Raw genomic sequence first — 14,653 nt, forward strand, 5'->3', positions numbered from 1 at the left:
TCATTAAAACATTCCCGGAGGAAGACCCATCCCGCCGGTAATGCGGTTAACTTCCTGCGAAGCCATGTCGTCAATTTTGCGCCCCGCTTCATTGACGGCCGCTGTTACCAAGTCTTCCAGCATTTCGGCATCCTGCGCTTCCAAGACCGCCGGATCAATTTTTAATTCTGTAATTTGCTTTTCACCGTTCATCACGAGGCGGATCGCACCGCCGCCCGCTGTTACTTCGGTTGTTTTTCGTTTCAGTTCCTCTTGCATTTTGGCCATGTCGTCTTGCATTTTTTTGACCTTTTTCATCATGCCGGCCATTTGCGCTTTATTACCAAACATTGATTGCCCCTCTTTCACGGTAGATAAATAGTCCAATACTGTTTTATTCTTCCCATACATATATATCACAGTCACCGGCAAACTGCAAGGCGTTCGCGAGCACCGGATCATTTTGATCCGCGGGGTCAATATCCTCCCGGCGGATCTTGCGGTACTCCCCCGGCGATGTCACCGAAGATGCGGAAACCGCTGTTTTTTCCGATGACGGTGCCGCCGCTTCGTCTCGTTGCAATGCTTCAGCACGAGCGCGCGCTTCATCCGCCTGAGTGCTTTGGGCGGCTACGGCTAAGAGCGTCAGCTCGACGCCGGTGAGTTCCTGCAAAATACCGGCCACTTCCTGTCGGTATTCCGGCCGATTCGCCGCATCGACCAGAAACGCATGCTCAATTGCGATGATGACATGAGTGCCGGCGATTAAAAGAAGTTTCGCATTGCGGTAGCAGGCCGCCTGCGCCATTTTTTTGCGGGCGAAAAGCGCCTCGACAACTTTTTGCCAAATCCCGTCATACTGCGCGGGGGGCACAAAAAAGTCAACGTTCTCCGCCGCTTTTTCCTGCTTCTTCGCCGAAGATCTCGTTCCCTTTGTTTGCCGTAGCGTTACGGAAGGAGTCCGCTGCGGCGCGACAGGCTCAGGCGGCTGCTGTTGCGTCGACGTTTTGGGCGACACGGCCGTTTTTTTTCGCGGTGACGGCGACGGCGCACGTGCCGGTTCTGTGGGCGCAACATGCTCCTCTTCGTCAACGGGAGAAAACGGCGCCACGTTCATTTCCCATTCCGCGGCGCTGACGGCCGCGTCTTCATCGTCCGGCGGCGGCGGACTCGGTTCGGTGCGCCGCGCTTTCGCCGTGGCGCCGCGTTGCACGGCTTCTTCCAGCGCGCTTACACGTTGCAGCAAGGCCGGCGAAACAGCCGCCTCTTTATTTTCCAACGCCGTGATGCGCTCTTCCCACTCGGCGGCATTCACTTCCCCGCCGCTGCGGCAAAGCGCCAACAAAGTAAGTTCCGTCGCCATGCGCACGGAGCCGGCAAATCGCGCTTCCCGCAAACCGTCCGCCGTGCGCGTGGCGAGCGTGGCCAAGCGGCCGGCAGGTAGCGTTTGTGCTATGTTCTGTAAGCGCGGAAACGCCTCGCCGTAGATGGCAAGTTCCGGAAAGTCGGGGTCGATTTGACACAAAAGAGCGTCGCGCAGCCATTGCAACAGCTGCTGCAATACGACCGCCGGTTCTTTGCCGGAGCCCAAAATATCCTGAAAAATTTGCAACGTGCGCGCGCTGTCACGCGCCAAAACGGCTTCCGCCAAACCCGTGATTTCTTCCTGGTCCGGCAGTCCTAAAACTGTAGTGACCACGGCTTCCGTGATGGCGCCTCCGGTGCCGGCGCATTGATCCAACAGACTTAGAGCGTCGCGCAAACCGCCTTCCGCACGTACGGCGATCAACCGCGCCGCGCCTTCACTCAATTCGATACCCGAACCCTGCGCGACTTTCAACAGTTGCGCGGTGATCGCGGCCACGGAAATACGCCGAAATTCATAGCGCTGACAACGCGAAATAATGGTGGCCGGCAAACGTTCCGGTTCGGTCGTCGCCAAAATAAACACGACGTGTTCCGGCGGCTCTTCCAGCGTTTTCAACAGCGCGTTCGCCGCTTCCTTGGTAAGCATGTGCGCTTCATCGATGATATACACTTTGGTCCGCGCAACGGTCGGCAACTGCGCGACGGTATCCCGCAACGCGCGCATCTCGTCAATGCCGCGATTGGACGCCGCGTCAATTTCACTCACATCAAAGGCGGTGCCTTGCGTAATTTCCCGACAACGTTCGCACGCATTGCACGGTTCCTCCGTGGGTCCGTGGATGCAGTTGAGCGCTTTGGCTAAAATTTTCGCCATACTCGTCTTGCCCGTGCCGCGCGGACCAGAAAACAAATACGCATGCGCCACTTTACCGCGGGCTACCGCTTGCGCAAGCGTATGCGCGATCGGATCCTGGCCGACGACGTCGGCGAACGTCTGCGGCCGCCATTTACGATACAATGCCAAGTACGCCATGCCTTGCCCCTTTTCTTTATGAAATAAAAAACGCAGCGGAACGCTGCGATATCCGGTTACCGGCAGAAACCGTTTATGACAACCTCCCGAGTTACCTCGTGGCACATGAAAGGATTCGCTTACTGCTGCTTCCTCTCGGACCTGACAGGGTTCACGAACTTCCATTGCACAAGCCCCGAAAGGTTGCCATAAACGACCTCTGCACAGTCGCCGGTTACTCCATTATACAAAAAACGGTACGAAAGCGCAATACTTCCGTACCGTCATTTCTTACGGATGATGCCGCAACGCCGCGGTCACCGCCGCGTCCAGCATGAGCGCGGTCGTTACCGAACCGATACCGCCCGGAACCGGTGTCGCCGCCTGCGCTTTAGCCAGCGCTTCCGGCGCCACATCGCCGACGGTTTTGCCGTCGACGCGATGAATGCCGACATCGACGACGACCGCATCTTCACCCACCATATCCGGCGTCACCATCATCGCTTTGCCGACCGCCGCGACCAAAATATCCGCCGCGCGCGTGAAGTGCGACAAGTCCTGCGTTTTGGAGTGGCAAATGGTAACCGTCACATTGGCCGCCAGCAATAATTGCGCAACGGGTTTACCGATGACATCGCTGCGACCGATCACAACCGCGTGTTTACCGGCGAGCGGAATTTCATAATGCCGCAATGTAGCGAGCACCGCCCGCGCGGTCGCCGGCACAAATGCGGTGCGGCCCGTCACAAGCCGGCCTACCTGCGTCGGCGTCAAACCGTCGATATCTTTGCCCGGCACAATCGCTTCGACCAGGGAACTGCGATCCAGTCCCGGCGGCAACGGCATTAAAAGTAGAATACCGTCAATCTGCGGATTCTGATTCAGCGCGTGAATCGTCGCCAAAGCGTCCTCTTGCGTCAGATTTTCCTCGGGCTCTACCCGTTCGACATATAATCCCGCTTGTGCGGCGGACTTCGCTAAAAAGTCGCCGTACATCTGCGCCGCCCGATCCGCGCTGAAACGCACAATGGCCAGCCCCGGAGTAACGCCCTTCGCCGCCAGCGTGCGAATTTTTTTCGCCGTGGTTTCCTGCTGCGCGGCCGCTACCGGCGCCCCCTTAAGTTCTCGCATGAATCCTCCTCAAAAAAGACCGACAATGTTTCCGTCCGCCGTCACGTCGATTTGTTCCGCGGCCGGCTTTTTCGGTAATCCCGGCATCGTCATGATGTTGCCGGTAAGAGCGACGATGAAGCCTGCACCGGCACTGATTTTAAGTTCGCGTACGTGCAGCGTAAAGCCTTCGGGGCTGCCCAGTTTGTTCGGATCATCGGAGAACGAATACTGCGTCTTGGCGATGCAGACCGGCAATGCCGCATACCCGCCCGCTTCAATATCGGCCAGCGTTTTTTGCGCCGCCGCTTCTAAAACAATATCGTCCGCGCCGTAAATTTCCCTCGCAATGGTACGGATTTTGTCGGGAATGCTTAATTCGCTCGCATACAGCGGCTGAAAATCAGCGGTGCCCTTGGCAATTTCCTCCAGCACGGCTTGCGCCAGTTCCTTACCGCCTTCTCCGCCTTTGGCAAAAACGTCGGACAACGCAACGGGTACGCCGCGTTCTTCGCAGTATGTCCGAATCGCCGCCATTTCTTCCGCCGTGTCGCTGGCAAACGCATTGATGGCAACGACTGCGGGAACATTATATTTGGCAATATTTTCTAAATGTTTGCCGAGGTTTTCCAGGCCCCGCTTAAGCGCGTCGACATCCGGTTCGGTGAGTTCGTTTTTCGCGCGGCCGCCGTGCATTTTGAGCGCGCGCACCGTCGCGACCAATACCGCCACTTCCGGTTTTAACTTGCCGTAGCGGCATTTAATATCAAAGAATTTTTCCGCACCCAGATCCGCGCCGAAACCGGCTTCCGTAACGACATAGTCCGCCAGGTGCAACGCGGTTTTGGTGGCCACCAGCGAATTGCAACCGTGCGCGATATTCGCAAACGGACCGCCGTGCACCAACGCCGGCACATGCTCAATCGTCTGCACCAGGTTGGGCGAGATCGCGTCTTTCATAAGCGCCGTCATCGCGCCCTGCGCATGCAGGTCGCCGGCCGTTACCGCCTTACCGTCATAATCGTAGGCGACGATAATGCGGCTGAACCGTTCTTTCATATCTTTGAGATCATGCGCAAGACACAAAATCGCCATGACTTCGGACGCGACCGTAATATCAAAGCCGTCTTCGCGCGGCACGCCGTTCACTTTGCCGCCCAGACCGACCACGATATGGCGCAATGCCCGATCATTCATATCGACCACGCGTTTCCACACGATCCGACGCGGATCAATGCGCAACGTATTGCCCTGTTGCAGATGGTTATCGAGCATGGCCGCCAATAAATTGTGCGCCGCGGTAATGGCGTGCATGTCGCCGGTAAAATGCAAGTTGATATCTTCCATCGGCACCACTTGCGAATAACCGCCGCCGGCGGCACCGCCCTTGATTCCCATGCACGGCCCGAGCGACGGCTCACGCAACGCCACCATCACTTTTTTGCCGAGTTTGGCAAGTCCCTGCGCCAAACCGACCGTGGTGGTCGACTTTCCTTCACCGGCAGGCGTCGGAGAAATCGCCGTAACCAAAATCAAATGTCCGTTTTTTTCGCCGTCCAGCTTACGAATTAAATCATAGCCGATTTTGGCCTTATAGCGTCCGTACGGTGCTAAATATTGTTCTTCAATACCTGCCGCCGCAGCAATTTCCGTAATCGGTTGCAGCTTCGCTGCCTGGGCGATTTCAATATCGCTTCGCATGGGATTGCCTCCTTTATTCCGCCAATTGCACCCGGATCTGTCGGGTATCTTCCAAAGTGAGTCCGGCGAGCGGAGTTTGCGTGATAACTACGCCCTCGCCCTCCGGCACTACGCCAACCTGAGCCTGATTGGCCCATTCCAACACATCGCGCAAACGTCGTCCCGTGAAGTCCGGCACAATAATTTTGCCCTCCTCCGTTCGCGTTAACGTCAGCGGCTCGAGAGCCGCTTTTTCCGCCGTGCCGGTATCCGCCACATCCGTCACATTGGGATGTATGCCGCGATAGCGCATAATTTCTCCCATAACCTCGGCAAATACAGGCGCGGCGATCTGTCCTCCATAGTATACGCCTTCCGGATCATCGAGAACAACGAGGCAGACCGCTTCCGGCTGTTCAATCGGACCGAAACCGATAAAGGACGCGATGTAACGTCCCTCCAAGTAGCCGCCGCGTTCCGTATCCAACTTCTGCGCCGTACCGGTTTTGCCGGCGAGACGATAACCGTTGACCTGCGCTTTGACCCCGCCGCCGCCGGAAACCACCTGCTCGAGCATGGGGACCAACGTGTGATCCACTTCGGGAGTAATCGGTTGTCCGACTTCTTCCGCCTGGCTCGCCTGATACGTTGTGCCGTCCGGATTGACAATGGACGCAATGACATGCGGCTTCATCATTTTACCGCCGTTGGCCAGCGCTCCGTACGCCTGCAACATTTGTAACGGCGTGACGGCGATACTTTGCCCGATCGACATGGTCGCTATATCGCTGTCGCGCATGTCGTCCGGGTTGAACAAAATGCCCTCGCCTTCGCCCGGCAGTTCGATGCCCGTCGGTTGACCGAAACCGAACCGTTTCGCATAATCTGTCAATACAGCCCCGCCGGTGCGCAGACCGACCATCGCAAAGCCCGTATTAATCGAATATTTGATAATATCGACAAGGCGTACGTCACCGTAGCCTTCGCTGTTCCAGTTTTGAATGGTGTGTCCCGACGCATACACCGAGCCGGTATCATGCAATACCGTTTCCGGTGTAATCGAACCCGATGCCAGCGCCGCCGCCGCGATGATCGGTTTAAACGTGGACCCCGGTTCATACAGATCCGTTACCGCGCGATTACGAAAATCTTCTTCCGTACCTTCCGCGAACCGATTGGGGTTATACGTCGGACGATTGGCCATCGCCAAAATTTCACCGGTACGCGGATCCATCACAATAATCGAACCTCCGGCCGCACGTGTCGTACCCATGGCGCGATCAAGAGCGCGCTCCGCAAAAAATTGAATTTGCGCGTCAATCGTCAAGTAGACACTGCGCTCCTCATCGGGGAAAAGTTGGGAAAGCGTCGATTTCAAAATCGGCGTTCCGTAACGCGACGTGATAATGGTCTGCTGCTTGCTGTCGCCTTTAATTTCCTGATCAAGCACCATCTCGATACCGTCGAGACCTTTGTCATCGATACCGACAAAGCCCAGTACCTGTGCCAGCAAATTGCCGTTCGGGTAGTAGCGTTTACTTTCTTCCACAAAATGCAAGCCGGTAATCTTTTGCTGCCCGATCAGCGCTTTCACCTGATCGGAAACTTCTTTGTCCAACATGCGTTCCAACCACACAAAACGGTTGGTTTGGGCGAGTTTTTCCGCGAGCTTATCTTCCGGCACAGACAATAGCGGCGCCAACGTCTGCGCCAAAGCCTGCGGGTCCCGGTTCAATTCTTGCGGATCCGCGTACAGCGAAAGCGTGACGGCGCTCACCGCAAGCACTTTGCCGTTGCGGTCATAAATCGTGCCGCGCGGCGACTGTAGCGGCCGCACTTCTTCGGCTTGTCCCAAATCAAGTTCCGCATAGTACGCGCCGCGTACCACCTGTAAATAAAAGAGCCTGCCGCAGATCAGGATGCCGAACACAGCCAATGCCATAAAGAGAAACGCGACGCGCGTCCTCCCCCGCTTTTTCTGCGGTACGGTTTTACTCCTTACTCGTTCCTTCGTCATGCGCATTCCTTTCCTGCCTCAGTTGGTATCGTTCAGCAGCCAGTGTTAACGCTTCCGGCTCGTTGGCCAAAGTTCCGTCCTGCACCCGTTGGCGCAAAACTTTTAACACTGTCGCCGTGTCTTTCCCGTAACGTTGCGGTAATGATGGATCGTACCGCAGATCCCGCGTATGCACCGGCATCGTGGCAAGCTCGGCACGTACCGCGCCGCCGAATGCGCGATGACCGTCGGTAGCGCTGAGCGGCCGTCCGCAGCCGATCACATCCGCCACGCACAAATCATTTAATTCGTCCAGCGCCTCGGTCAGTTCGACCGTGGTGCGAAAATTCCCCGAACGCGCCAATTGGCGCAACCAACGTCGCACATTCGCGCCCGCCGTATTGGCGTATTGATGATATTTCATATGATTGGCGACTAAAAATTCGACGCGGCTCACCATCGTCGCCGGATATTGCAGACGGGTCAACGCCGCTTTGGCCATTTCGGCGCTGCGCACATCGTGACCGTAATCGGTAATATCGCCTTTATGAAAGCCGCGGATACCGGGCAGGCCTTTCGCCGCGTCATGGAAAAGCGCCGCATAGCGCGCCACCAATGTAGCCGGACTGTGTTCCACAACGACCAACGTATGCAACCACGCGTCGTAAGCGTGGAAGCGTCCTTGCGGCGTTTCGGGTAAATGGCTCAATTCCGGTAAAATCGCAACCGTTTGATCGATTCCCTGTTCGCGTACCCGGCACGTTTGCTCCGCCAATCCCGAACGAACGAAAAGATCCAAACCGCGGCCGGCATACGGCGCGACCAGCAGCCGATCGAGTTCGGCGCGCACGCGTTCCAGCGAAAGTCCCTCTACCCGAGCAAACGCCGGCGGCATCGCCGCGCACAATTCACGCGTCGGGCGAAAACCGAGCTGCGCAATAAAACGGCAGGCGCGAAACAAGCGCAAAGCGTCTTCCCGAAAGCGTTCATCGGGAGCGCCGACAGTCTGTAAACGTTTTTTCCTCAAATCTTTGCGGCCGTCGTAAGGATCGATCAATATGCCGTCGGAACGAAACGCCATGGCGTTGACGGTAAAATCACGCCGCGCCAGGTCGTCCGCCAAATGCTTGGCGTAATACACTTTTTCCGGGCGGTGACTGTCCGCTCCATATTCTTCCCCGCGGAAAGTGGCGACCTCATAGGTTGCGCCCGCCCATTCCACCAGGGACACGCCGAACGCGCGTCCGACAGTACCGACCACTTTAAACGGCGACGCGGCAAACACCCGCTCCACTTCGTCCGGCGTGGCGGCCGTCGTGATATCCCAGTCGTGCGGCGTGCGTCCCAGCAATGTATCGCGCACGCACCCGCCCACGGCGTAAGCCTCAAAACCCGCCTGCTCCAATGTCTGCAGTAATGTCCGAACCGCTTCGGGTAATGGATAACGGCAGGTAAAAAACGGTATCATTGCTCGCGAATCTTGCGCGCCCACACTTTGCCCGTGGGCGTTGTCGCAAGCCCTGCTTCGCTGCGTTCGCGTAATGATTTGGGCATCATGTGACCGATTTCCGCCATCGCACTGATCACTTCGTCTGCGGGGATCGCGCTTTTTACGCCGGCCAGCGCCAATTCGATCGCTACCAACGCATGCACCGCATGAAACGCATTGCGTTTCACACACGGTACTTCAACCAAACCGCCGACCGGATCGCAAACCAGTCCCAAGACATTTTTAAGTCCCAACGCGACCGCGTGATCCATCTGCTCGGTCGTGCCGTTGCACAATTCGATACCGGCCGCGCCGGCCATGGCGATCGCCGTTCCGCATTCCGCCTGACAACCGCCGACGGCACCGGCAATCATCGCATTTTTCGCAATGACATCACCGACGCCCGCGGCCGTAAACAAGGCGCGCAAAATATCATCATCACTGCTGCCCAAACGTTCCGCCAGCGTCAGCAAGACCGCCGGCAAAATGCCGCACGAGCCCGCGGTCGGACACGCCACAATGCGGCGCATTTTCGCGTTGGCTTCCGCGATGCCCATACCGAGCGTGGCCGCGCGCCAGGCGTAACCGTTTAAAAAATGCGGGGCCGCATCGCGCATGCGCAAAGCATCCCCGCCTGTCAAACCGCTCGGTGAACTGCCACCGTCACTGATACCTGTCTGCGCCGACTCACGAAACGCAGCCAGCATATCCTGCATTTTGCGCCGCACTGCCACCAAGGGCTGTTCATTGGCCGCCGCTTCCTGCGCCGCAACAAAATCACCGACACGTTGATCGGCTGCTGTCGCCTGATCCCATAATTCCCGTAGCGAACTCATGTCGAATCCTTTCCTTACACCGGCGGAAACGTCCGCACGACTTCAATCGCCGGATGCGCCGCGATCTCCGCCAGCGTCGCGTTGGCGACCGGCGTATCCGTTTCAATAAACATCATTGCCAAGCGCTTGCGTTCCTGTCGAAACAGGCGCATCGCCGAAATATTAATATCTTGCGCCGCTAAAATTTGGGACACAAAGGCCACGATCCCCGGTCGATCATTATGCCGCGTCAAAAGCGTATGATTGGACCCGTCCAAATCGACCGAATAGCCGTCAAACTCACGCATGCGAATCCGTCCGCCGCCGGTAGATACGCCCATCAGCTCGCGTACTTTGCCGCTGCTGCCGGTCAAATGAAAACGCACCGTATTCGGATGTTCCGTTTCCGCAGCGGACGCGGTAATCGTCACTTGCAGTCCCAGTTCGGGGGCCATCGTTAACGCATCGCGCAAACGCGGATCATCCGGCGCCCAGCCCAAGAGTCCGGCCACACAGGCGCGGTCGGTCCCGTGCCCCCGATACGTTTGCGCAAACGAACCGTAAAAAGTAATATCCGCCTTGACCGGCGATTCACCCAGCAAGTATCGCGCCAAGCGTCCCAAACGCGCCGCTCCCGCCGTATGCGAGCTCGACGGCCCGATCATCACCGGACCAATGATATCAAAAACTCCCACCCTGCTGCCTCCATTTTCTTATAGCCAGCGTGATAAGTCAAAATCTTCCTGGATTTCTTCTTTCAAATAAAGCTTACCGATATACATGCCCAAGAGCGTCGGCGCGGAACGGCGCAGCATACTGCTGTCCCACGCGTCGGCGAGCCGCGCCAAAACCGGTGCCACCGTCCGCAACACTTTGGTCGACGCGCGCCGTTCATACACGACAGGCCGCGATTGCATCAGTTCCGTCAATTGGTTGCGCGTGGTTTCGTCGGTAATATTGGCCGTCCGGAAAAAGTCGGGCAATTCGCCGGCATCGGTGACCGCCAATTTATAGTAGTCACCGTACGCCGAGCGCACGAGGTATTGCGCCGGTAAACGTTCGCCGGCAAGCGCGGCCGCCAATTCCTCTTTGGTGAATCCCATGTAGCTGAAAAAGTACGGGTACGACTCGCGCAGCACCTGGCCGAGCGGCAAATCCTTGCGCGCCATGCTGGTGCAACGCAAATATTCGAGCTGCTGATAGTAACTGTACTCCGTCGGCAAATCGTGCAGTAACGGCTGCACATATTTTTTCGCGTAACGGCGAAACGCCGCCGCGCTGATGTTATCCGCGTGACGCGAGTAATGGAATAAAAGCAGCAGCGCCAAGATGCGGTAATGTCCCTGGTCCAGATGCGTCATCGCCGCCAAGGCATCATACGCCAATAAGGTCTGCGTTTCGGTGCGTTCCCCTAAAGCGACTTCGGCAAAGGCATCCGTGACCATTTCCAAAACGGTATCATCCGGCGTCATAACATAGACGCGCTGCGCATTTTGCAATGCTTCCTGCACCATAATGTGAGCGATCATATCTTGGATCTCGCTGTCGTCCACATCGCCCAACTTGGCAAACGCCAACGCCGTCACCCGTTCCACATCGTCCGCCATGTCCGGACTGATGGTCGCGTACCGCACCAGAAAATGACGTACCTGCCGGCGCAGTAGCGACTGCGCGTCTTCCAATGTATCGGTAATTTCAGGCTCCGGCGCGAGTTGCCGCACCGGTTCTTTCTCACGAACCGCGCCCGCCGTCGCCGTCGCCGGTTCCGGTTCCGTCGAACTTTCTACGAGTTCCTTTAAATTTTCGCGATTGACAATCTGCGTTTGCGCCAATTCGTCCCGCTCCGGTTCACTGGCGGCGGTTGGGGAAAGACGCGGCAATTCACGTGTTTGCTGACCCGCTTTGGCGACCGCCGGTGCGGCGGCGGATTGAACCACTGTGGCATCGACCGTACTCGACGACCAAGCCGGTTCCGAATGTACATGCAAACGTTCCGGCACCACTCTTTCCTGCGCGTGGCGGCGACGGGACGCTTGCGGTACATACGGAGCGCGCCTGCGCGGCGCGGGTTTATAAAAGAATACACGACATACCAATAAAAAGGCCAAAGCGACCAAAAGAATTACCAAATATGAAACCATGTTGCCACTCCCTCGGGATATTCCCTATTTTCGTTATTTTATTATTTCATTATAGCATATATCCACCGCTCATCCGCCTTTGCCGGCGGGATTTTCTGCATGCTTTTCCGCACTTTTTGGTAAACCGTAATCCGCTCAACGCATGACCATCATTTTGGCCATTTTATAATGCGACAAAGGCACATGAACACAACGTGAGACACTCCCTGTCTCACGTTGCCGGAAAACGTTTCCGTTACTTGAACTCGGTACATGACCCGCATGATCCTTGCGGATATCTATAAATTACGATATAATAATCATAGGACAAGAAAAGGACACAAAAGGGTGGCCTGATTAGTATTAAGGAGGAGTTATATAATGAAAAACGCAAAATCTGTAAACCAGTATTTGGCTGACTTGGCTCTTTGGAACATTAAACTTCACAACCTGCATTTCAACGTCGAAGGAGTTCCGTTCAAAGCAATCCACGAATTCCTGGAAGAGATTTACGAGGAAGTATTTGAATACTATGATGCGGTTGCCGAACTCATGAAGCAACAGGGAGAATTCCCGGTTGTTACCGCCAAAGAATATCTGAAGATCGCCAGCCTCAAAGAAATCGAATCGAAACCGTATGCGGTGAAAGACGCTCTCGAAATCCTTTTGGGCGACTTGGAACTCATGCGCGATGAAGCATTGAAGATTCGTGAAGAAGCGGACAAAGAAGACAACTTCCTCTTGGCTAACATGATGGAAGATCATGTCGAATTCTACGCGCTGAAGATTTGGTTCACGCGCGCTTTCATGGCAAAATAATATACACCCGCATAGCGGACCCTTGCGGGTCCGCTATTTTTTTGGAAAGGAGCATGCGGCATGGCTAAACCGCTGATTGTTTATTTTTCAAAAACCGGTCATTCCAAACAACTCGCCCGTCTCGCCCAAACGTTAGTCGGCGGTGATCTTTGCGAGTTGAACTTGGTCGCCCGCTATCCGGAAAACTATATTCTGAGCGTCATGCGCTCCGGCGCGAGCCTCATTTCGGGCGAATTGCCGAAACTGCGTCAGATTCCGGATATCAGCGCCTACCGTGAAATTCTTCTTTGCTATCCGCTCTGGTGGTGGGAACTGCCTACACCGGTCATGCGCTTTCTGCACGATGTCGACACGACCGGCAAAACGATCTATCCGATTTGCTCGTGCGGCGGCGGCGGTCTCGGTAAGTCGGTGAAGCGCATTCGTAAATTAGCGCCGTATGCGGCCGTGCAAAAAGGAATTTTCATTCGCGAAGCGGATACGAACAACAAAACCGCAGCAGAGTCCCTCGCCGCGTACCTTGCGCCGCTGGGAAAATAAGATATAAAAAGAACCTCGTCCTGACGAGGTTCTTTTTTATTTTACAAGCTTGCATTTTAAAATAAATATCCCTAAAATAGAAATAAATTTATATTAAATGAGGCGATGTGATTTTGTCTATTTTCCGTACCAAAAATCTGCGCGGTTTACTCGCGGAAATTGCCGCGCAAGGCGAAGATCGTAAATTACGGCGATCGCTGACGGCGCTGGATATTACCCTGTTGGGCTTAGGTGTCATGATCGGGACGGGGATCTTCGTTTTGACGGGCATTGTGGCCGCCGAATACGCGGGCCCCGGTTTGATGCTTTCCTTTGTGCTTGCAGCCGTTGTCTGTACGTTCGTCTGTCTCGCCTACTCGGAGCTTGCGTCATTCATTCCGGTCGCTGGTTCATCGTATACGTACGCATATGTCTCACTCGGTGAAATTTTCGGCTGGCTCGTGGGCTGGTCGCTTATTTTGGAATACACCGTCGGCGCGAGCGCCGTGGCCGGCGGCTGGTCGGCGTATTTTACAAGTATTTTGGCAGACATCGGTATCCATTTGCCGAAAGTGCTCACGACCGTTCCCGCCGAAGGCGGCCTGATGAATTTGCCCGCCATGTTGATTGTCGGCGTCGTTTTATTTTTCCTGCTGCGCGGCATTCGTGAAAGCGCCGGCGCCAATCGCGTGCTGGTCTTTGTCAAATTAGGCACGATTTTCCTTTTCCTGCTCTTAGCAGGGCCGCATATTAACCCGCAAAACTGGACGCCGTTCTTACCGTACGGTTGGTCGGGCGTATCCGCAGGTACGGCTGTGCTGTTTTTCTCGTACCTGGGATTTGATTCGCTTTCCACCGCGGCGGAAGAAGCACGCAATCCGGGACGCGACATGCCGATCGGCATAATCGCCGCACTGACGCTGACCACGCTTTTGTACATCGCCGTCAGCGCCGTCATGACCGGTGTCGTTCCGTATCCGGAACTCGACACCGCCGCTCCCGCATCCTTTGTCTTACAAAAAATCGGTCTGCGTCTCGGCTCGGCCATCATCGGTACCGGTGCGATTTGCGGCCTGTCAACCGTATTGTTGGTTATGATCTACGCGCAAACCCGCGCCTTTTACGCGATGAGCCGCGACGGTTTGATTCCCGAATCATTGTGCCGTGTTCACCCCGTGTACCGTACACCGTACCGGATTACATTGATCGTCGGGTTGGCCGTGGCATTCATCACCGGCTTCACACCGATTCATATCGTTGCCGAAATGTGCAGCGCCGGTACCATTTTCGCCTTCCTCTGCTCATGCAGCGGGCTGTTGATTTTGCGCAAACGCTATCCCGATGTAAAACGGCGTTTCGTCTGTCCCGCCGTGTGGCTGATCGCGCCGCTCGGTTTTCTCTCCTGTCTCTACATATTTTCGCAGCTCTCCGCCCACACGCTGGAACTTTTCACCGCGTGGTTTATCCTGGGCGTGATTATTTACTTCGTTTACGGTCGCAAGCACAGTCATTTAAATGCGGTTGAAAATGAATCCGTGCAATAAAAAAAGAGCTTTGAAAGCTCTTTTTTATTGCCTGTATTTTTATAATTTACGTATAAAAAATCCGGGCAATGCCCGGTTCTTGTTAAGTGGTGCGGTTGGAGAGACTCGAACTCTCACGGATTGCTCCACTGCCGCCTGAAGACAGCGCGTCTGCCAGTTCCGCCACAACCGCGTGGGTAATATGTAGTTGGTGCGGCTGGTG

12 protein-coding genes, 1 tRNA gene and 1 other RNA gene are annotated in these 14,653 nt (G+C 55.7%); 3 read left to right on the top strand and 11 right to left on the bottom strand.

Annotated features, from left to right (window positions below):
* Positions 1 to 3: 3 nt before the first annotated feature.
* From RDN69_RS03850 to RDN69_RS03895, 10 genes are all read right to left on the bottom strand, one after another.
* Positions 4 to 330, bottom strand: a complete 327-nt coding sequence (locus RDN69_RS03850) for a YbaB/EbfC family nucleoid-associated protein (protein ID WP_024049298.1) — start codon at positions 328 to 330, stop codon at positions 4 to 6.
* A 43-nt stretch (positions 331 to 373) separates the two neighbouring features.
* Positions 374 to 2,380 carry a DNA polymerase III subunit gamma/tau gene (gene dnaX, locus RDN69_RS03855; protein ID WP_288218273.1) on the bottom strand — a complete coding sequence of 669 codons (2,007 nt, stop codon included), beginning with the start codon at positions 2,378 to 2,380 and terminating at the stop codon, positions 374 to 376.
* 52 nt (positions 2,381 to 2,432) lie between these two features.
* An RNA gene (gene ffs, locus RDN69_RS03860) (signal recognition particle sRNA large type) lies at positions 2,433 to 2,617 on the bottom strand.
* A gap of 33 nt (positions 2,618 to 2,650) precedes the next feature.
* Positions 2,651 to 3,490, bottom strand: a complete 840-nt coding sequence (locus tag RDN69_RS03865; RefSeq protein ID WP_273259385.1) for a bifunctional 5,10-methylenetetrahydrofolate dehydrogenase/5,10-methenyltetrahydrofolate cyclohydrolase — start codon at positions 3,488 to 3,490, stop codon at positions 2,651 to 2,653.
* 9 nt (positions 3,491 to 3,499) lie between these two features.
* Positions 3,500 to 5,170 (bottom strand): formate--tetrahydrofolate ligase, encoded by a 1,671-nt coding sequence (locus RDN69_RS03870; RefSeq protein WP_288218274.1) that lies wholly within the window; start codon positions 5,168 to 5,170, stop codon positions 3,500 to 3,502.
* Between the two features lie 13 nt (positions 5,171 to 5,183).
* Positions 5,184 to 7,166: a penicillin-binding transpeptidase domain-containing protein gene (locus tag RDN69_RS03875; protein WP_273259387.1), complete on the bottom strand. Its 1,983-nt coding sequence runs from the start codon at positions 7,164 to 7,166 to the stop codon at positions 5,184 to 5,186.
* Complete coding sequence (locus RDN69_RS03880; protein WP_273259388.1) at positions 7,141 to 8,613, bottom strand: CCA tRNA nucleotidyltransferase; 1,473 nt, start codon at positions 8,611 to 8,613, stop codon at positions 7,141 to 7,143. The genes RDN69_RS03875 and RDN69_RS03880 overlap by 26 nt, the downstream gene beginning before the upstream one ends.
* Positions 8,610 to 9,470 carry an L-serine ammonia-lyase, iron-sulfur-dependent, subunit alpha gene (sdaAA, locus tag RDN69_RS03885; protein ID WP_024049292.1) on the bottom strand — a complete coding sequence of 287 codons (861 nt, stop codon included), beginning with the start codon at positions 9,468 to 9,470 and terminating at the stop codon, positions 8,610 to 8,612. Before sdaAA ends, RDN69_RS03880 begins: the two co-directional genes overlap by 4 nt.
* Before the next feature lie 14 nt (positions 9,471 to 9,484).
* Complete coding sequence (gene sdaAB / locus RDN69_RS03890) at positions 9,485 to 10,144, bottom strand: L-serine ammonia-lyase, iron-sulfur-dependent subunit beta (protein WP_288218275.1); 660 nt, start codon at positions 10,142 to 10,144, stop codon at positions 9,485 to 9,487.
* 18 nt (positions 10,145 to 10,162) lie between these two features.
* Positions 10,163 to 11,590 (bottom strand): LPO_1073/Vpar_1526 family protein, encoded by a 1,428-nt coding sequence (locus RDN69_RS03895; RefSeq protein WP_288218276.1) that lies wholly within the window; start codon positions 11,588 to 11,590, stop codon positions 10,163 to 10,165.
* Between the two features lie 360 nt (positions 11,591 to 11,950).
* Here RDN69_RS03895 and RDN69_RS03900 point away from each other — a divergent pair, with 360 nt between their 5' ends.
* The 3 genes from RDN69_RS03900 (at position 11,951) to RDN69_RS03910 (ending at position 14,451) form a co-directional block, all read left to right on the top strand.
* A complete protein-coding gene (locus RDN69_RS03900; protein WP_024048695.1) occupies positions 11,951 to 12,388 on the top strand; it encodes a DNA starvation/stationary phase protection protein in 438 nt (145 codons plus the stop codon).
* Positions 12,389 to 12,448: 60 nt separating this feature from the next.
* Positions 12,449 to 12,928, top strand: a complete 480-nt coding sequence (locus tag RDN69_RS03905) for a flavodoxin (RefSeq protein WP_273259390.1) — start codon at positions 12,449 to 12,451, stop codon at positions 12,926 to 12,928.
* 113 nt (positions 12,929 to 13,041) lie between these two features.
* Positions 13,042 to 14,451 carry an amino acid permease gene (locus RDN69_RS03910; RefSeq protein WP_288218277.1) on the top strand — a complete coding sequence of 470 codons (1,410 nt, stop codon included), beginning with the start codon at positions 13,042 to 13,044 and terminating at the stop codon, positions 14,449 to 14,451.
* A gap of 87 nt (positions 14,452 to 14,538) precedes the next feature.
* Here RDN69_RS03910 and RDN69_RS03915 read toward each other — a convergent pair.
* Positions 14,539 to 14,623: transfer RNA gene (locus RDN69_RS03915), tRNA-Leu, on the bottom strand.
* Positions 14,624 to 14,653 lie beyond the last annotated feature (30 nt).

It is taken from the genome of uncultured Negativicoccus sp. (assembly GCF_902480485.1).
GTDB classification, from domain to species: Bacteria; Bacillota; Negativicutes; order Veillonellales; family Negativicoccaceae; genus Negativicoccus; species Negativicoccus succinicivorans.